The organism is Mycolicibacterium fluoranthenivorans (assembly GCF_011758805.1).
Lineage (GTDB): Bacteria > Actinomycetota > Actinomycetes > Mycobacteriales > Mycobacteriaceae > Mycobacterium > Mycobacterium fluoranthenivorans.
Genome location: NZ_JAANOW010000001.1, coordinates 2,974,936 through 2,993,767 on the forward strand (window position 1 = coordinate 2,974,936; position 18,832 = coordinate 2,993,767).

At 68.0% G+C, this 18,832-nt stretch carries 17 protein-coding genes; 7 read left to right on the forward strand and 10 right to left on the reverse strand.

Annotated features, from left to right (window positions below; translation table 11 throughout):
• From zwf to tkt, 3 genes are read right to left on the reverse strand one after another with little or no spacing between them, the layout of a single operon-like run.
• Positions 1-1,542: a glucose-6-phosphate dehydrogenase gene (zwf, locus tag FHU31_RS14450; protein ID WP_167159300.1), complete on the reverse strand. Its 1,542-nt coding sequence runs from the start codon at positions 1,540-1,542 to the stop codon at positions 1-3.
• Between the two features lie 2 nt (positions 1,543-1,544).
• Positions 1,545-2,660: a transaldolase gene (gene tal, locus FHU31_RS14455; protein ID WP_167159302.1), complete on the reverse strand. Its 1,116-nt coding sequence runs from the start codon at positions 2,658-2,660 to the stop codon at positions 1,545-1,547.
• A gap of 47 nt (positions 2,661-2,707) precedes the next feature.
• Positions 2,708-4,801 (reverse strand): transketolase, encoded by a 2,094-nt coding sequence (tkt, locus tag FHU31_RS14460; protein WP_167159303.1) that lies wholly within the window; start codon positions 4,799-4,801, stop codon positions 2,708-2,710.
• Between the two features lie 204 nt (positions 4,802-5,005).
• Here tkt and FHU31_RS14465 point away from each other — a divergent pair, with 204 nt between their 5' ends.
• Complete coding sequence (locus tag FHU31_RS14465) at positions 5,006-5,938, forward strand: heme o synthase (protein ID WP_167159305.1); 933 nt, start codon at positions 5,006-5,008, stop codon at positions 5,936-5,938.
• A gap of 10 nt (positions 5,939-5,948) precedes the next feature.
• Positions 5,949-6,890, forward strand: coding sequence for a DUF1254 domain-containing protein (locus FHU31_RS14470; RefSeq protein ID WP_167159307.1), 942 nt, complete (start codon positions 5,949-5,951; stop codon positions 6,888-6,890).
• 5 nt (positions 6,891-6,895) lie between these two features.
• Here the strand turns inward: FHU31_RS14470 and FHU31_RS14475 are convergent, their stop codons facing one another.
• Both FHU31_RS14475 and FHU31_RS14480 read right to left on the reverse strand, forming a co-directional pair.
• Positions 6,896-7,609: an MgtC/SapB family protein gene (locus FHU31_RS14475; protein ID WP_167161038.1), complete on the reverse strand. Its 714-nt coding sequence runs from the start codon at positions 7,607-7,609 to the stop codon at positions 6,896-6,898.
• A gap of 61 nt (positions 7,610-7,670) precedes the next feature.
• Positions 7,671-8,645 (reverse strand): quinone oxidoreductase family protein, encoded by a 975-nt coding sequence (locus tag FHU31_RS14480; protein ID WP_167159309.1) that lies wholly within the window; start codon positions 8,643-8,645, stop codon positions 7,671-7,673.
• A gap of 18 nt (positions 8,646-8,663) precedes the next feature.
• Here FHU31_RS14480 and FHU31_RS14485 point away from each other — a divergent pair, with 18 nt between their 5' ends.
• Positions 8,664-9,614, forward strand: coding sequence for an ATP-grasp domain-containing protein (locus FHU31_RS14485; RefSeq protein WP_167159311.1), 951 nt, complete (start codon positions 8,664-8,666; stop codon positions 9,612-9,614).
• Here FHU31_RS14485 and FHU31_RS14490 read toward each other — a convergent pair.
• The 5 genes from FHU31_RS14490 to mptB are packed head-to-tail and all read right to left on the reverse strand — an operon-like array spanning position 9,549 to position 14,586.
• Positions 9,549-10,520: a COX15/CtaA family protein gene (locus FHU31_RS14490; protein WP_167159313.1), complete on the reverse strand. Its 972-nt coding sequence runs from the start codon at positions 10,518-10,520 to the stop codon at positions 9,549-9,551. The genes FHU31_RS14485 and FHU31_RS14490 overlap by 66 nt on opposite strands.
• Before the next feature lie 48 nt (positions 10,521-10,568).
• Positions 10,569-11,246 (reverse strand): DUF429 domain-containing protein, encoded by a 678-nt coding sequence (locus tag FHU31_RS14495; RefSeq protein WP_167159315.1) that lies wholly within the window; start codon positions 11,244-11,246, stop codon positions 10,569-10,571.
• Positions 11,247-11,264: 18 nt separating this feature from the next.
• Positions 11,265-12,041 (reverse strand): ABC transporter permease, encoded by a 777-nt coding sequence (locus FHU31_RS14500; RefSeq protein WP_167159316.1) that lies wholly within the window; start codon positions 12,039-12,041, stop codon positions 11,265-11,267.
• Complete coding sequence (locus tag FHU31_RS14505; protein ID WP_167159318.1) at positions 12,038-12,970, reverse strand: ABC transporter ATP-binding protein; 933 nt, start codon at positions 12,968-12,970, stop codon at positions 12,038-12,040. Before FHU31_RS14505 ends, FHU31_RS14500 begins: the two co-directional genes overlap by 4 nt.
• A complete protein-coding gene (mptB, locus tag FHU31_RS14510) occupies positions 12,967-14,586 on the reverse strand; it encodes a polyprenol phosphomannose-dependent alpha 1,6 mannosyltransferase MptB (protein WP_167159320.1) in 1,620 nt (539 codons plus the stop codon). The genes FHU31_RS14505 and mptB overlap by 4 nt, the downstream gene beginning before the upstream one ends.
• A 90-nt stretch (positions 14,587-14,676) precedes the next feature.
• Here mptB and FHU31_RS14515 point away from each other — a divergent pair, with 90 nt between their 5' ends.
• From FHU31_RS14515 to sufC, 4 genes are read left to right on the forward strand one after another with little or no spacing between them, the layout of a single operon-like run.
• Positions 14,677-15,447 (forward strand): helix-turn-helix transcriptional regulator, encoded by a 771-nt coding sequence (locus FHU31_RS14515; RefSeq protein WP_308206747.1) that lies wholly within the window; start codon positions 14,677-14,679, stop codon positions 15,445-15,447.
• A complete protein-coding gene (sufB, locus tag FHU31_RS14520) occupies positions 15,444-16,871 on the forward strand; it encodes a Fe-S cluster assembly protein SufB (RefSeq protein ID WP_090358018.1) in 1,428 nt (475 codons plus the stop codon). The genes FHU31_RS14515 and sufB overlap by 4 nt, the downstream gene beginning before the upstream one ends.
• Complete coding sequence (gene sufD, locus FHU31_RS14525; protein ID WP_167159322.1) at positions 16,868-18,052, forward strand: Fe-S cluster assembly protein SufD; 1,185 nt, start codon at positions 16,868-16,870, stop codon at positions 18,050-18,052. The genes sufB and sufD overlap by 4 nt, the downstream gene beginning before the upstream one ends.
• Positions 18,049-18,831, forward strand: coding sequence for a Fe-S cluster assembly ATPase SufC (gene sufC / locus FHU31_RS14530; protein ID WP_090358014.1), 783 nt, complete (start codon positions 18,049-18,051; stop codon positions 18,829-18,831). The genes sufD and sufC overlap by 4 nt, the downstream gene beginning before the upstream one ends.
• The last annotated feature ends 1 nt before the right edge of the window (position 18,832 follow it).

Here is an 18,832-nt window from a genome sequence, read left to right on the forward strand (position 1 = left end):
CTAGGGACGCCTCCATTCGCGCCCGGTCCGGCGCAACATCTCGAACGCCGAATCGGGGCCCCACGTGCCGGACTCGTACGGATCCGGTTTGCCGTGGGTGGCCCAGTACTCCAGCGCGGGATCCAATATCTTCCAGGCCAATTCGACCTCGGCATTCACCGGGAACAGCGACGGCTCACCCAGCAGCACGTCCAGGATCAGCCGTTCGTAGGCCTCCGGGGACTCCTCGGCGAAGGCCGAACCGTAGGAGAAGTCCATGCTGACATCGCGGACCTCCATCAGGTGGCCGGGAACCTTGGACCCGAACCGCAGGGTGATGCCCTCGTCGGGCTGGACCCGGATCACCAGCGCGTTCTGGCCCAGCTCATCGGTCATGGTGTTGTCGAACGGCAGGTGCGGTGCCCGTTTGAACACCAGCGCGATCTCGGTGACCCTGCGGCCCAACCGCTTTCCGGTGCGCAGATAGAAGGGCACGCCGGCCCAGCGCCGGGTATCGACCTCCAGCGTGATGGCCGCAAACGTCTCGGTGGTCGAGGTCTTCGAGAAACCCTCCTCGTCGAGCAGGCCGACCACCTTCTGGCCACCCTGCCAACCTGCGGCGTACTGCCCCCGGGAGGTGGTCTCCTCCAGCGGTTCCACCAGCTTGGTCGCCGAGAGCACCTTGATCTTCTCGGCCTGGAGTTCGGCGGGGGAGAAGCTCACCGGCTCCTCCAGCGCCGTCAGCGCCAGCAACTGCAGCAGGTGGTTCTGGATCACGTCACGGGCCGCGCCGACACCGTCGTAGTACCCGCCGCGCCCACCGAGGCCGATGTCCTCGGCCATGGTGATCTGCACGCTGTCGACGTAGTGCGAATTCCACACCGGTTCGAACAACTCGTTCGCGAAGCGCAGCGCCAGGATGTTCTGGACGGTCTCCTTGCCCAGGTAGTGGTCGATGCGGAACACCGACGACTCCGGGAACACGCTGTTGACCACGCCGTTGAGTTCCTCGGCGCTCTTGAGGTCATGCCCGAACGGCTTCTCGATGACGACCCGGCTCCAGCTGCCCTCCGGTTTGTCGGCCAGTCCGGACTTCGACAGCTGCTCGCAGACCTGGGGGAACGCCTTCGGTGGGATCGACAGGTAGAAGGCGTGATTACCGCTGGTACCGCGGTCGATGTCGAGTTGGTGCAGGGTGTCCTTCAGGCGCTCGAAGGAGGCCTCGTCGTCGAAGGTGCCCTGGACGAACCGGAAGCCTTCGGCGAGGCGGTCCCACACCTCCTGACGGAACGGGGTGCGGGCGTGTTGTTTGACCGCGTCGTAGACGATCTTGCCGAAATCCTCGTCCGCCCAGTCGCGCCGGGCGAACCCGACCAGCGCGAAACTGGGCGGCAGCAGGCCGCGGTTGGCCAGGTCGTAGATGGCCGGCATCAGCTTCTTGCGGGCCAGGTCGCCCGTGACGCCGAAGATCACCACCGCACACGGCCCCGCGATGCGGGGCATGCGCTTGTCGCGCTTGTCCCGCAACGGGTTACGCCATGCGGCACCTGTGTCGGTGGCCATCGTCATTTCTTCGCAGCGTCCAGCTGTCCCTGGGTGGCCTCGAGCAACTCGCCCCAGGCCTTCTCGAACTTGTCGACGCCCTCGTCCTCGAGCACCTTGAACACGTCGGGCAGATCGATGCCGATGGCCGAGAGCTTGTCGAAGACCTCCTGCGCCGCCGCGGCGGTGCCCGAGATGGTGTCCCCGGTGACGACGCCGTGATCGGCGACGGCCTCAAGGGTCTTCTCCGGCATGGTGTTGACGGTGTTGGCGGCCACCAGCTCGGTGACGTAGAGGGTGTCGGAGTAATCCGGGTTCTTCACGCCGGTGGACGCCCACAGCGGACGCTGCACCCGCGCACCGGATTCCTTGAGCGTGGCGAACCGCTCGCCACCGAACACCTCTTCGTAGGCGGCGTACGCCAACCGGGCGTTGGCCACCCCGGCCTGTCCGCGCAGTGCCAGCGCCGCCTCGGTGCCGATCTTCTCCAGCCGGGCGTCGATCTCGGTGTCCACCCGCGACACGAAGAACGAGGCCACCGAGTGGATCTTGGACAGATCATGGCCCGCTTCGGCGGCGGCCTCCAGGCCGGCCAGATACGCGTCGATGACCGCCCGGTGGCGTTCCACCGAGAAGATCAAGGTGACGTTGACCGAGATGCCCTCGGCGATCACCGCGGTGATGGCGGGCAGGCCGGCCAACGTCGCGGGGATCTTGATCAGCAGGTTGGGCCGGTCGACGATCTTCCACAGTTCGATGGCCTGCAGGATCGTCTTGTCGGTGTCGTGCGCGAGCCGCGGGTCGACCTCGATCGAGACACGGCCGTCGACGCCGCCGGAGGCCTCGTAGGCCTTGGCCAGCACGTCGCAGGCGTTGCGCACGTCGTCGGTGGTGACGGTGCGGATGGTGGCATCCACATCGGCGCCCCGCTCGGCGAGCTCTTTGACCTGCGCGTCGTAGGCGGTGCCCTTGGACAGCGCGGCCTGGAAGATCGACGGGTTGGTGGTGACACCCACCACGCTGCGGGTGTCGATCAGCTGCTGCAGGTTGCCGGTCTGCAGTCGCTCGCGGGACAGGTCGTCGAGCCATACGGAGACGCCAGCGGCGCTCAGCGCCGCGAGGTTCGGGTTCTGAGTCATGGTTTGCCTTTTCTGTACTGGTCTAGTTGTCTTCGACCGCGGTGCGGTCAGTTGGCTAACGAGCGTTCCGCGGCGGCGACGACGGCCTCTGCGGTGAAGCCGAACTCGCGGAACAGCGTCTTGTCGTCTGCGGACTCGCCGTAGTGTTCGATCGAGATGATCTCGCCGGTGTCGCCGACCAGTTTGTGCCACGGCTGGGCGATCCCCGCCTCCACCGCGACACGTGCCGACACGTCCGGCGGGAGCACCGAATCGCGGTACTCCTTGGGCTGCGACTCGAACCATTCCACGCACGGCATCGACACCACGTAGGCGACGATGTCCTTGGCCGCCAACTGTTTCTGCGCCTCCACCGCGAGCTGCAACTCCGAACCCGTCGCGATCAGGAGCACGTCGGCATCGTCGGCGGGGTTGCCACCGCCCAACACGTAGCCACCCCTGGCCACACCGTCGGAGTCGGTGCCTTCCAACACTGGGATGCCCTGTCGGGTCAGGATGAAACCCACCGGCCCGCTGCCGTTGCCGCGGGCGATGATGCTGCGCCACGCGTAGGCGGTCTCGTTCGGGTCGCCGGGGCGCACCACCGACAGATTCGGGATGGCGCGCAGGGCGGCCAGGTGCTCGATCGGCTGATGGGTGGGGCCGTCCTCACCGAGACCGATCGAGTCGTGGGTCCAGATGTAGATGGTGTCGATATCCATCAGGGACGCCAGCCGCACCGCGGGCCGCATGTAGTCCGAGAACTGCAGGAACGTGCCGCCGAAGGCGCGGGTCGGCCCGTGCAGCACGATGCCGGAGAGGATCGAGCCCATCGCGTGCTCACGGATACCGAAGTGCAGTACCCGGCCGTAGGGGTCCGCGGTGTAGTCCGACGTCGAGATCGACGGCGGCCCGAACGATTTCACCCCGTTGATCGTGGTGTTGTTGGAACCTGCGAGATCGGCTGAGCCGCCCCATAATTCGGGAAGCTTGGGGGCGACGTCGTTGAGCACCTTGCCGAACGCGGCACGGGTGGCGACGGCCTTGGAGCCGGGCTCCCAGTAGGTCAGGTCGGCGTCCCAGCCCTCGGGCAGTTCGTTGGCCAGCAGCCGGTCCAGCAGCTTCTTGCGCTCGGGCTCACGCTGCGCCCAGGCGTCGAAACCGACCTGCCACTTCTCGTGGGCTTCCCGGCCGCGGTCGACCAGCTTGCGGGTGTGCTCGATGACCTCCGGGCGCACCTCGAAGGACTTGTCCGGGTCGAAGCCCAGCACCTTCTTGGTGGCGGCCACCTCGTCGGCGCCGAGTGCCGAACCGTGCACGCCACCGGTGTTCATCTTGGTGGGGGCGGGGTAGCCGATGATGGTGCGCACCGAGATGAACGACGGCTTGTCGGTGACCTTCTTGGCCTCCTCGATGGCGGCCTCGATGCCGGTGACGTTCTCGCCGCCCTCGACCTCCTGGACATGCCACCCGTACGCGCGGTAGCGGGCCGCGACGTCCTCGCTGAGCGCGATATCGGTGTCGTGCTCGATGGAGATGTGGTTCTTGTCGTAGAAGACGATCAGGTTCCCCAACTGTTGGGTGCCCGCCAACGAGGAGGCCTCGCTGGTGACGCCTTCTTCGATATCGCCGTCGGAGGCGATCACATAGATGAAGTGGTCGAACGGGCTGGTGCCCGGCGCGGCGTCGGGGTCGAACAGGCCGCGTTCGTAGCGGGCGGCCATCGCCATGCCGACCGAGCTGGCCAGCCCCTGGCCCAGCGGGCCGGTGGTGATCTCCACACCCTTGGTGTGGCGGAACTCCGGGTGTCCGGGGGTCTTGGACTTCCAGGTGCGCAGCGCCTCGATGTCCTCCAGTTCCAGGCCGAAGCCGCCCAAGTACAGCTGCAGATACAGCGTCAGGCTGGAGTGCCCGCACGACAGGATGAACCGGTCGCGGCCCAACCAGTGCACATCGCTGGGGTCGTGCCGGAGCTGGCGCTGGAACAGGGTGTAGGCCAGCGGGGCCAGGCTCATCGCGGTGCCAGGATGGCCGTTGCCGACCTTCTGCACCGCGTCAGCCGCCAGAACGCGCACGGTGTCGACGGCGACCGAGTCGAGGTCCGTCCAGTCGTCCGGGTGGTTGGGGCGGGTGAGGGCGGAAATCTCCTCGGTGGTGGTCACTACGCGTGCTCCTAGCGTCTGCGAGATCAGCTCTTCTTTCCTCTAAAACACCCTAGTGGGGCGGACTCGTCCGTGGCAGACCGGTTGGCGCACGTTTACTTGTCTGTTCACCCGAATTGACCCTGCGGTGTCGGGCTCACAGACCCGCGGTCTACCATCGTCTGTAGTACAAGCCCGCGTGACGCTGCCCGAGGAGTTATTTGCGTGAGCATTCGCGAGCGCCGGTCAGCTAGCGAAGCGCCCAGTCGGATCCGTACGACGTTTCTGGCATATCTGGCGCTGACCAAACCGCGCGTGATCGAGCTGTTGCTGGTCACGGCTATTCCGGCCATGCTGTTGGCCGACCGTGGCACGGTCGACCCGTTGCTGATCCTGAACACCTTGATCGGCGGCATGATGGCCGCGGCCGGTGCCAACACCCTGAACTGTGTTGCCGACGCCGATATCGACAAGGTCATGAAGCGCACGGCGCTGCGGCCGCTGGCCCGTGCGTCGGTGCCCACCCGGCATGCGCTGATCTTCGGGCTGGTGCTCTCAGCCGGCTCGTTCGCCTGGCTGTGGTGGACCACCAACCTGCTCTCGGGCGTGCTCGGATTGGTGACGATCGCGTTCTATGTGTTCGTCTACACGCTGCTTCTCAAACGGCGCACCTCCCAGAACGTGGTGTGGGGCGGCGCGGCCGGATGTATGCCGGTGATGATCGGTTGGTCGGCGGTCACCGGGACCGTGCAATGGCCCGCCCTGGTGATGTTCTTGATCATCTTCTTCTGGACGCCCCCGCACACCTGGGCGCTGGCCATGCGGTACAAGGACGACTACAAGGCCGCCGGGGTGCCGATGCTGCCCGCGGTGGCCACCGAGCAACAGGTCACCCGCCAGATCGTGATCTACACCTGGGCGACGGTGCTCACCACGCTGGCGCTGACCCTGGCCACCGGCTGGTTGTACGCGGCGGTGGCACTGCTGGCCGGGGTCTGGTTCCTGGTGATGGCGCACCAGCTCTACGCGGGTGTGAAGCGCGGGGAACCGGTGAAGCCGCTGCGGTTGTTCCTGCAGTCGAACAACTATCTCGCCGTGGTGTTCTGCGCGCTGGCCATCGACTCCGCCTTGGCTCTGCCGAGGGTGCTGGGCGGCTAGATTTGTCGGTATGAGCCGACAGGTCAGCCCGGACAATTTCGCGCGTGCCGAATCGGATATCTACTTCTCCGGTATCGCCAAGAGCGGCGGGTTCGGCGGGCTCCTGCATTTCCGCGAGCTGACGCCGATGGACCACCAGGTGGTCATCCGGCAGAATCGCGACACCCTGTACTCGGCGGGCATCTTCGACCTGGACGCGGGAGACGTCACGCTCACCCTGCCCGACAGCGCCGGTCGGTTCATGTCGGTGCAGATCATCAACGAGGACCATTACACCGTCGAAGTGGCCTACGCGCCGGCCACGGTGATCTTGTCCCGCGACATCGTCGGCACCCGATATGTGCTGGCTGCCGTCCGCACCCTGATCGACCCGAACGATCCGGCCGACCTCACCGCCGTGCACGCCCTGCAGGACGCCATCGAGGTGACCCAGCCGGAGCCGGGCAGCTTCGAGATCCCGGATTGGGATCCCGTCAGCCAGAAGACGGTGCGTGATGCGCTGCTCACGCTGTCGACGACATTGACCGACTCGGCCCGCACCTTCGGCGCCGCGGACGAGGTCGATCCGGTGCGTCACCTGATCGGTTCGGCATTCGCCTGGGGCGGCAACCCGGAGCGCGACGCGCTGTACCTCACCGTGGTGCCGCCGGCCAACGACGGCGAGACGGTGCACCGGCTGGTGGTGAAAGACGTTCCGGTGGATGGTTTCTGGTCCATCACGGTGTACAACAAGGACGGCTATTTCGAGCCGAACCCGCAGAACGCGTATTCGGTGAACAACATCACGGCCGTGCCGGATGCAGACGGCGCGACGACCGTCCAGTTCGGCGGTGCGGGCGCGGCCAATCTGCTGCCGATCACCGAGGGCTGGAACTACATCGTGCGCCTGTACCGTCCGCGGGCCGAGATCCTGGACGGGTCCTGGACGTTCCCGGCCGCGCAGCCGGTCTGACCCGGTCAGTCGACGCCGCTGAGATCCTCGGCCGACCAGCGCACGGCGGTGACGGGCCGTGCGGTGATGACATTGGCCAGCGCGCTCTCGATGGCATGGTCATCGCGTTCCTCGGCGACCACGATGGCGGTGATCCGCACCTCGCCACCGCCCGTCTCGGAGTCGACGTCGACCGCGGAGATGGACTGAATGGTGAAGTGCGGTTGGGTGATCGCCCCGACCACCAGGGCGCGTACCTCTCCTTCGGCCTCGACCAGACAGCGCACCTCGAAGCGGTACTCGGTGGGGCCGGGTTCGGTGCCCAGTGCGCGGTGTCGGTCCAGGGCCCGGCTGACCGGACGCAACAGGACGTTGGCGGCGATGACCGCTGCGGTCCCGATTCCGGCCGCGCCGTACATCCCTGCGCCGACCAGCGTGCCCACCGCCGCCGATGCCCACAAGGTCGCGGCGGTGTTCAGCCCGGAAATGCTCGCACCCTGTTTGATGATCACGCCGGCGCCGAGGAACCCGATTCCGGAGGCCACCTGCGCGGCCACTCGGGTCGGATCACCGGCTCCGAACGCGTAGGCGCCCATCAGGACGAACAGCGCCGAACCCAGGCTGACGAGCGCATTGGTCCGCAGGCCCGCCATCTTCGAACGCCACTGCCGTTCCAGGCCGATGGCCGCGCCGAGGCCGGCCCCTGCGGCGATCCGCAGCGCGATATCGAGGGTGTCGATCACGTGAGGTTGGTATCACCCACGGGTGAACGGACCGCGGCGCGGGGGTGAACCGATCGATTCAGGGCACCAACACGATCGACCCGACCGTCTTGCGGCCCTGCAGGTCGAGATGGGCACGGGCGGCTTCGGCCAGCGGATAACGCTCGCTGACCGTCACGGCGATCGACCCGTCGGCGATGGCGCTGAGCAGTTCACCTGCTCGCCAAGAGAACTCATCGGGTGTGCGGGTGAAGTCGCCCAGTTTGGGCCGGGTCAGGAACACCGATCCGGCCGCGTTGAGCCGCTGCGGATCCACCGGCGGCACCGGACCGCTGGCGGCGCCGAACAGCGCCAGGGTACCGCGTACCGCGAGGCTGGCCAGGCTGGCGTCGAAGGTGGTGGCTCCCACCCCGTCGTATACCGCGGCGACGCCCGCCCCATTGGTGAGATCGCGGATCGCGGTGCCGAACTCGGTCGGGTCGTCGGGGTAGTCGAGCACCTCCACCGCGCCGGCCTGCCTGGACAGCGCGGCCTTCTCCGGAGTGGATGCCGTGGTGATCACCCGGGTGCCGATACTGGTCGCCCACTGGGTGAGGATCAGGCCCACCCCGCCCGCGCCGGCGTGTACCAGGATGGTGTCGTTGGGCTGTACCGGGTAGACGGACTTGATCAGGTAGTGCGCTGTCATCCCTTTCAGCAGGGCCGAGGCCACCGCCTCGGGCGCCACGCCGTCGGGCACATAGGCCACCCGGTCGCTCTGGGCGACGCAGAATTCGGCGTAGGCGCCGTCGGCGTCGGCGGTCACCACGCGGTCGCCGACGGCCAGTGCCGCGACATCGTCACCGATGGCCGCCACCGTGCCGCACACCTCGGTTCCCATCACGAACGGGACATCCCGCTTGTAGAGCCCGGACCGGAAGTAGGTGTCGATGAAGTTGACACCGATGGCCTCGGCCTTGATCACGACCTGACCCGGCCCCGCGATCGGCTCGGGCTTCTCGACATAGGTGAGGACCTCGGGCCCTCCGGTCTGGGCGACTTCGATGGCATGCATGACGCCTATCATCCTCTGGTGAAGCTGGCCCGCCCCGACGTGTTCCATCCGCGCCTCGTGTTCGCGAGCTGCCCGGCCCTGCCGGAAGGCGACAGCGACGACGACGGGCTGGTCGCGGCCCTGCGTAACCGGGGTCTGCACGTGCAGTGGAAATCCTGGGACGACCCGGCCACGCTGCAGGCCGATCTCGTGATCCTGCGCGCCACATGGGATTACGCCGACCGCCTCGACGAATTCCTGACCTGGACCCGGCGGGTGCGGCATCTGCTCAACCCGCCCGAGTTGGTGGCGTGGAGCACCGACAAGCACTATCTGTTGGACCTGCACGCCGACGGTGTGCCGATCGTGCCCACCCGCTACTTCGGTGTGCACGACCCGGTGGCCGTACCCGCCGGTGAGGTGGTGGTGAAACCCGCGGTCGGCGCCGGCTCGGCCGGAGCCCAGCGGTTCGCCGACGTGCCGGCGGCACGGGCGCACGCGGCGGCGCTGCAGGCGCAGGGCCGGGCCGTGCTGGTTCAGCCCTACGACCCGCGGGTCACCGCGGGGGAGACGGCGCTGGTGTTTCTGAACGGTGAACCGTCGCACGCGTTCACCAAGGGCCCGCTGCTGCCGCCGCCCGGCGGTGCGCCGGTGTTCGAGGAGACCGGCACCTTCGCGGCGGAGACGCTGTCCCCGGCCGACCCCGACGATGCCTTGTGGGACCTCGGGCACGACGCCGTGATGTCGGTGGTACGCCGATTCGGGATGCGGCGCGCGGATCTGCTCTACGCCCGCGTCGACGTGCTCGGCGCCGACGATCCGCGGCTGCTGGAACTGGAACTGGTGGAGCCGTCGCTGGGGTTCCGGCAGTTGACCGCCGGGGAGAAGGCGCGGGCCGAACGGGATTTCGCGCTGGGGGTCGAATCAGCCCTGGAGCGGCTGGGTCTCGGGCCCCTGTCGCATCGTGGTATGTCGCATGGAAGCCCATAGCGCCGCGGTGGCCGCGGTGCACGCCGCCGCGAACGCCACGTGCACGGCGACCAGCGCCGCGGGCACGCCCGTGTAGAACTGCACGGCGCCGATCATGCCTTGGACGGCGACCAGCACCACCAGCACAACCCACCGGATGCGTACCGCTCGCGGCGCTCGCACCGCCAGCAGGCCGAACCCCAGCCCGATCAGCAGCGCCAGGTAGGTCACCAGCAGCGACGAATGCACATGCACCAGGGTGGTGATCTCCACCTCCAGGCGGGGCACCACCCGGTCCAGGCTCTTGTCCCCGGCGTGCGGGCCGGCGCCGGTCACCAGCGTGCCCGTCACCAGGACCAGGGACAGCACGACGGCGGACAGAAAGGTCAGCTGCCGCAACGGCTGCACGACCTGCTCGGTGACCACCCCGGTATCGGGCTCGCCGATCTTGACGTAGAGCAGCACCGCCAGCCACACCATGACCATCGAGGCCAGCAGGTGGATCGCCACGGTCCACCAGAGCAGGCCGGTGAGCACGGTGATCCCGCCCATCACGGCCTGCGCGACGGTCGAGGCCGGCATCAGCCAGGCGTACACCAACACCTCACGGCGGCGCCGGGCCCGGGTGACGGCCAGTACCGCCAGCACCGCAGTCGCCACCACACCGAAGGTGAACATCCGGTTGGTGAACTCGACCGCCTGGTGCACCACCGCGACCTCGGCGTGCGGCACCGGGACGAAGCTGCCGGGGAAACACTGCGGCCAGGTGGGACAGCCCAGCCCCGACGCGGTGACCCGGACGATCGCCCCGGTGACCGAGATGCCGCCCTGGGTGAGGATCACCAGGAAGGCGATCAGCCGCTGCGCACGCAGATCGGGTAGGGGCAGCAGGTCGACGACTCTGAGAAACCACCGTCGGAGTGCCACGGCCCTGATCGTAGAGCAGCGCTAACTACACGCCGTAGTAGGGGCTGGTCAGCACCAGATCGCGATCCGCCGGCCACGCTCGTCGACCTGGGGCGGGTCGGGCACGCTGTACGCCCGGCCCGCGGCGATCCGGGCGGCACTCCACGATGCCGCCGCGGCGTCCAGCACGTCGTCGGCCGGCACCTGCGCCGCCGCCCCGAGATCCTCCGGCAGCTCGATTCCGTTGGCGGCCAGCACCCGCAGCCGCGCCCGCTGCCCACGCCATGACTTCTTGGTCCCGTCCTCGAATCCCAAGCCCATCTGCTGGAAGGACAGCTCCGGGTGCACCTCCCACAGTGGTGCGACGTCGTCGTCGTACACCGTGTTGGCGTCGAGCAGTTTGGCCCGCAACCCCCAGGACTGGATGCTCATGCCCTTGCCCATCAACTGCCGGCTCAGGGCGCTGGCCGCGGCGTGGTCCGGCTGCTCCCAGCACGGCCGGGGGGCGATCTCGAACACGGTGGAACGCCGGCGACCGAGCAGGACCCGGGCGGCGGCATCGGTGCCGCGCGTCCCGGCGGCCGTCAACCCCAGCGGAATGTCCACCCCGATCGCCGCGGCATCGCCGATATCGCGGACCAGGTCGGCAAGTCGCCCGGCGACGGCGATGCCGGCGAAAGCGCCGTCGCGCAACGTCACGCCGACCCAGCCGCCGCGGTAGGCGTCGACGCCGGCGACAGTGGTCACGTCAGGGCCCGGCGCGGCTCAGGTGAAGCGGAACCAGCGCAGCGCGCACAGGGCGGCCACGCCACCCCAGACGGCCAGCACGATCACGCCGAACCAGTCGACCGACAGGGTCATCGCCTGGGTCAGCGCCTCGGTGAGCGCACCCGAGGGGGTGAGGCGGGCGATCCAGGCCACCGCGGGTGGTACCAGCCCGCCCTCCAGGGTCAGCGCGCCGAGTCCGGCGAAGACGAACCACATCAGGTTGCCGACGGCCAGCACGATCTCGGCCTTGCACGTCCCGCCCAGCAGCAGGCCCAGCGCGGCGAAGGACGCGGTGCCCAGCGCGATGACGACGGCGCCGAGCAGCAGCCCCAGCACCGCCGGGCGCCAGCCCAGTGCCACACCGATGGCGCCCAACAGGATCGACTGCAGGAACACCACCGTCACGACCGCCAGCGATTTGCCCGCGATGATGCCCCACACCGGAAGGGCCGTCGCCCCAAGGCGTTTCAATGCGCCGTAACGGCGGTCGAAGGCCACCGCGATGGCCTGGCCGGTGAACGCGGTCGAGATGACGGCCAGCGCCATGATGGCGGGCGCGAACGTCCCCGCCCGGTCCGGGCCGAACGAGCCCAGCGGCATCAGGGTCAGCCCGATCAGCAGCGTGATGGGGATGAACATGGTCAGCAGGAGCTGTTCGCCGTTGCGCAACAGCAACTTCAGCTCCAGCCCGTACTGCGCGGTCAGCATCTGGCGCACACCCGCTGGACGCGGGTCCGGTGTGAAGGTGCCCGCGGCGAACCGGTTATCGGTCATGACCTCAGCTCCCGGCCGGTCAGATCGAGGAACACGTCCTCCAGGCTGCGTTGTTCGACGCGCATATCGGTGGTCAGTACGTCGACCCGGGCGCACCACGCGGTCACGGTGGCCAGCACCTGCGGATCGATGTGGCCCTCCACCAGATACTCGCCGGGCGCGGTCTCGGAGCTGCGGTACGTCTCGGGCAGCGCCGCCACCAGTAGCGACAGATCCAGTTTCGGCGGCGCGCTGAACCTCAGCTGGTTCTCGGCGCCGTTGCGGGTCAGCTCGGCGGGGGTGCCCGCGGCCACCGTGGTGCCGTGATCGATGATGACCAACCTGTCGGCCAGCTCCTCGGCCTCGGACAGATGATGGGTGGTCAGCACCACGGTCACCCCGTCGCGGCGCAGTGCGTCGATCAACTCCCACACCACGATCCGGGCGTGCGCGTCCATCCCGGCCGTCGGCTCGTCGAGGAAGACCAGCTCGGGGCGGCCGACCACGGCGCAGGCCAGCGCGAGGCGCTGTTGCTGGCCGCCGGAGAGCCTGCGGTAAGTGGTGCGGGCGGCCTCGGTGAGTCCGAGGGTGTCCATCAGCCACCGCGGGTCCAGCGGATTGGCGGCGTAGGAGGCGACCAGGTTGAGCATCTCACCGGCCCGCGCGGCCGGATAGCCGCCGCCGCCCTGCAACATCACCCCGATGCGTTCGCGCACCCGGCTGTTCTCGGCGGCCGGGTCCAGGCCGAGGATCTCGATGCTGCCCTCGTCGGGCCGCAGGAAACCCTCGCACATTTCCACGGTCGTGGTCTTTCCCGCGCCGTTGGGTCCCAGCAGTGCCAGCACCTCTGCGCGCTGGACGTCGAGGTCGAGCCCGGAAACCGCGGTCGTCGACCCAAACCGTTTGGTCACCCCGCGCAGGCGCACGGGCACGGGTAATCCGGTGGTCACGGGGATTCAGCGTAAGCGTCCGCCCTGAGGACTCCGTCGTCGGGCATTACCCGCCACGGCAGACGCCGCCAGGTCAGCGCGATGAGCAGCACCACGATGACGGTGCTGGCCAGGACGGCGTCCACGATCTGGAACAGGGCGAAGCGATCCCCGTTGGCCGTCGGCCCGAAGATGCCCACCACCAACGTGATCGCGATGGTGGATCCGCGGAATCCCGGCCGGGTGGCCCAGGTGGCCAGCGGGATGATGGCCCACAGCAGGTACCACGGCTGCACCACCGGGAAGAGCAGCACGGTGGCGCCGAGCGCCACACCGAGCCCGCCCACGGGATGCAGCCGCCCGCGGAACACGGCGAGCAGGAGCCACGTCACCAGGATTCCGATGATGATCACACCGATACCACGGGTGAGTCCCAGCACCGCGGTGGTGTGGTCACCCAGTCCGAGCAGGATGCCGACCTGTCCGGTACCCAGGGCGATCAGCGTCGGCGGCGACATCCACGACCGCACCACGTTGGCGGTACCCAAGGTGGACAACCAGCCGAAGCCCAGGCCACTGGCCCAGCCGATCACGGCCATCACGAGCAGCGAGAGGGCGCCGAGGGAGAAGCCGGCGGCCAGGAAGGCCTTGACGGTGCCGCCCCACCGCCACGCCAGCGCCATCGCGACGAAGCCGATGGCCAGCAGTGAGGGCAGCTTCACCTGGGAGGACAACGCGATGAGGACGGTGCCGAAGACCAGCATGGCCAGGGGTCGCGGTGCCAACCGCCAGCTGCCGTCGCGCACCCCGTCGATACCGCGCAGGGCGAATTCGGTGCCGGCGAGCATCAGCCCCAGCATCGGTGCTTCGTTGTGGATACCGGCGACCAGGTGCATGAACAGCAGCGGGTTGCACGGTCCCAGCCACAGGGCGCCGACCTCGGTGACACCGCAGCGCCGTGCCAGCCGGGGGGTGGCCCAGACGATCAAGCCGACGCCGAGCAGCACCACCACCCGGTGGCACAGCACCGCGGCGACGATGTTCTCGCCGGTCACGGTCGAGATTCCGCGCCCGATCCACAAGAACAGCGGACCGTAGGGCGCCGGGGTCTCGCGCCAGATGGTGGGCACCGACAGGGTGAAGACGTGGTCCAGCCCGAGGCCCGGGGCGGGGCCGACCTTGTACGGGTCCAGCCCGAGGCGGGCGATCTGGCTCTGCGCGAGGTAGGAGTAGACATCCCGGCTGTACATCGGTGGGGCGATGAGTAGCGGCAGGGCCCACAGCAGCAGGGTGCGGTCCAGCTGGCTGCGCGACATCCGGTGCGGTCCCAGCGCGAAGCGTCCGAGCATGAGCCAGGCCAGCGTCATCATCACCGCGCCGGTGGTGGTCATGGTCAAGGAGACGGTCTGGATGCGGGAGGGCAGATTGAGCAGACGCACCCCGAACGTCGGGTCCTGTACGACGGGGCGGGCACCGGCACCGAGGGCGCCGATCGCCATGAGTACGGTGCCGGTCGCGCCGAATACCCTGGTACGACGTAGCGAGGCGACCTCGGCGTCGTTGAGCGGGGAACCGACCGTTCTCTCGTCGGCATGCCATCGGGCGACCGCCGAGCTGAAGGACCCGAGCGCGGTCATCCCAGCAGCGTAGACGGTGGCCCGGTGCGCCTTTGCACAGTTAGGGTGCCCTTGCTGGAACCGCAGGTCGAATTCCGTCACAATAGTGTTGTGAAATTAAACCCGGAGGTCGGCGGCGCCGTTGCGGCTGCGCCTGCGCCCACCGGGTCGGCAAGTCTGTCAGAAGGTCACACCCGTTCGGCCATCGTGCAGTTGCTGCTCGAAGGTCCGGTCACCGCGGGCGATATCGGCGAACGGCTGGGTATCTCGGCTGCCGGTGTCCGTCGTCATCTCGACGCCCTGATCGACGCGGGGGACGCGCAGGCCAGTGCCGCAGAGGCCTGGCAGCACACCGGTCGCGGCCGCCCCGCCAAGCGGTACCGCATCACCGCTGCCGGCCGGGCCAAGCTGGCGCACTCCTACGACGACCTGGCCGCGGCCGCCATGCGGCAGCTGCGCGAGATCGGCGGTGACGAGGCGGTGCAGACCTTCGCCCGCCGGCGCATCGACGGCATCCTGGCCGACGTGGTCAACGCCCCGGCCGCCGCCGACGTGGCCGCCACTGCCGACCGGGTGGCCTCCGCGCTCACCAAGGCGGGTTACCGGACCACCACCACACCGGTGGCCGGGCCGCTGTCGGGTGTGCAGATATGCCAGCATCACTGCCCGGTCTCACATGTCGCCGAGGAGTTCCCCGAACTCTGCGATGCCGAGCGGCAGGCGTTCGCCGAGATCCTCGGCACCCATGTTCAGCGGCTGGCCACCATCGTCAACGGTGACTGCGCCTGTACCACCCACGTTCCGTTGGGGCCTGACAAGCCCGCACCAGTTCGGCCCGCAGCCCGCGCCGAATCCACCACCACACAAGGAGTGTCGCGATGACCCTCACCCCGGAACAGCTGACTCAGGAGGAGACGATTGCCTCCCTGGGTACATACGGCTACGGCTGGTCGGACTCCGACGCCGCCGGCGCCAGCGCCCAGCGCGGACTGTCCGAGGCTGTCGTCCGCGACATCTCGGCCAAGAAGAGCGAGCCCGAGTGGATGCTCGAGATGCGGCTGAAGGCGCTGCGCACCTTCGAGAAGAAGCCCATGCCGAACTGGGGCTCCGACCTCGAGGGCATCTTCTTCGACAACATCAAGTACTTCGTGCGCTCCAGCGAGAAGCAGGCCGCGACCTGGGATGACCTGCCCGCCGACATCAAGAACACCTACGACAGGCTCGGCATCCCCGAAGCGGAGAAGCAGCGCCTGGTCTCCGGTGTCGCCGCGCAGTACGAGTCCGAGGTGGTCTACCACTCGATCCGCGAGGATCTGGAGGCCCAGGGCGTCATCTTCCTGGACACCGACACCGCGCTCAAGCAGCACCCGGAGCTGTTCAAGCAGTACTTCGGCACCGTGATCCCGGCCGGGGACAACAAGTTCTCCGCGCTCAACACCGCGGTGTGGTCCGGTGGGTCGTTCATCTACGTGCCCAAGGGCGTGCACGTCGACATCCCGCTGCAGGCCTACTTCCGGATCAACACCGAGAACATGGGCCAGTTCGAGCGGACGCTGATCATCGTCGACGAGGACGCCTACGTGCACTACGTCGAGGGCTGCACGGCGCCGATCTACAAGAGCGACTCGCTGCACAGCGCCGTCGTCGAGATCATCGTCAAGCCGGGTGGCCGCTGCCGCTACACCACCATCCAGAACTGGTCGAACAACGTCTACAACCTGGTCACCAAGCGGGCCCGGGCCGAGGCCGGCGCCACCATGGAGTGGGTCGACGGCAACATCGGCTCCAAGGTCACCATGAAGTACCCGGCCGTGTGGATGACCGGTGAGCACGCCAAGGGCGAAGTGCTCTCGGTGGCGTTCGCCGGCCCGGGACAGCACCAGGACACCGGCGCCAAGATGCTGCACCTCGCGCCCAACACGTCGTCCAACATCGTGTCCAAGTCGGTCGCCCGCGGCGGTGGCCGCGCGTCCTACCGGGGCCTGGTCCAGGTCAACAAAGGCGCGCACGGGTCGCGCTCATCGGTGAAATGCGATGCGCTGCTGGTTGATTCGATCAGCCGCTCCGACACGTATCCGTATGTCGACATCCGCGAGGACGATGTCACGATGGGTCACGAGGCCACCGTGTCGAAGGTCAGCGAGGATCAGCTGTTCTACCTGATGAGCCGCGGCATGACCGAGGACGAGGCGATGGCCATGGTGGTGCGCGGCTTCGTCGAGCCCATCGCCAAGGAACTGCCGATGGAGTACGCCCTGGAATTGAACCGGCTCATCGAGCTGCAGATGGAAGGCGCGGTGGGATGACCGAGCCCATGATCGCTTTGGCCGACGCCAACAAGGGACAGGCGTTCACCTCGTTCGATGTCGACGCCTTCGAGGTGCCCGCCGGTCGTGACGAGATCTGGCGGTTCACCCCGCTCAAGCGGCTGCGCGGCCTGCACAACGGCACCGCCGGGGTGGACGGCAAGGCCACCGGCAGTGCGCTGATCGAGGTGTCCGAACGTCCCGGCGTCACCGTCGAGACGGTGCAGCGCGGCGACGAGCGGCTCGGCCAGGGCGGCGTGCCCGCTGACCGCGTTGCCGCACAGGCGTTCTCGGGTTTCGGTAACGCCACCGTCGTGACGGTCGGGCGCAATACGCACGTCGACGAGCCGATCGAGATCACGGTGACGGGGCCCGGCGAGGGCGCCACCGCATACGGCCATCTGCAGATCCGGGTGGAAGAACTCGGCGAAGCGGTGGTGGTCATCGATCATCGCGGCAGCGGAACCTACGCCGACAACGTCGAATTCGTGCTCGGTGACGCCGCCCACCTCAAGGTGGTGTCCATCGCCGACTGGGCCGACGACGCCGTGCACGTCAGCATGCATCACGCCTCCCTCGGCAAGGACGCAGTGTTCCGGCATTTCGCCGTCACCCTCGGCGCCGAGGTGGCTCGGCTGACCGGACGGGTGCAGTACCGCGGCCCCGGCGGCGACGCCGAACTGCTGGGCCTGTACTTCGCCGACGACGGCCAGCACCTGGAGTCCCGGCTGCTGGTCGACCACTCCCAGCCCAACTGTCGTTCGCACGTGACGTACAAGGGTGCGCTGCAGGGGGATCCGTCCTCCGACCGGCCCGACACCCACACCGTCTGGATCGGCGATGTGCTGATCCGCGCCGAGGCCACCGGTACCGACACCTACGAGGTGAACCGCAATCTGGTGCTCACCGACGGCGCCCGCGCCGACTCGGTGCCCAACCTGGAGATCGAGACCGGCGAGATCGTCGGCGCCGGACACGCCAGTGCCACCGGACGTTTCGACGACGAGCAGCTGTTCTACCTGCGCGCCCGCGGTATCCCGGAGGACCAGGCCCGCCGGCTGGTGGTGCGCGGCTTCTTCGGCGAACTCATCGGCAAGATCTCGGTGCCCGCCGTCCGCGACCGTCTCACCGCCGCCATCGAACACGAACTTGAACTGACCGAAGGACATATCCACTCATGACCACACTGGAAATCAAGGACCTGCACGTCAGCGTCGTCTCCAAGGAGGACGGGACGGACATCCCGATCCTCAAGGGTGTCGACCTCACCGTGAGTTCTGGCGAGACACATGCGGTGATGGGCCCCAACGGATCCGGCAAGTCGACGCTGTCCTACGCCATCGCCGGCCACCCCAAGTACACCGTCACGTCGGGGTCGATCACCCTCGACGGCCAGGATGTGCTGGAGATGTCCATCGACGAGCGTGCGCGGGCCGGACTGTTCCTGGCCATGCAGTACCCGGTCGAGGTGCCCGGCGTGTCGATGTCGAACTTCCTGCGCACCGCGGCCACCGCCGTGCGCGGTGAGGCGCCCAAGCTGCGGCACTGGGTCAAAGAGGTCAAGGCCGCGATGACCGACCTCGACATCGATCCCGCGTTCGGCGAGCGCAGCGTCAACGAAGGTTTCTCCGGCGGCGAGAAGAAGCGCCACGAGATCCTGCAGCTCGGCCTGCTCAAGCCCAAGATCGCCATCCTCGACGAAACCGATTCCGGCCTGGACGTCGACGCGCTGCGCATCGTCAGCGAGGGCGTGAACCGCTACAAGGAGACCGAGCACGGCGGCGTGCTGCTGATCACGCACTACACCCGCATCCTGCGCTATATCCAGCCGCAGTTCGTGCACGTGTTCTTCGACGGGCGCATCGTCACCTCGGGCGGTCCGGAACTGGCCGATGAGCTCGAAGAGAACGGTTACGAGCGCTTCACTGCGGCCTCCGATCAGGCACACGCCGGAGCTTAGC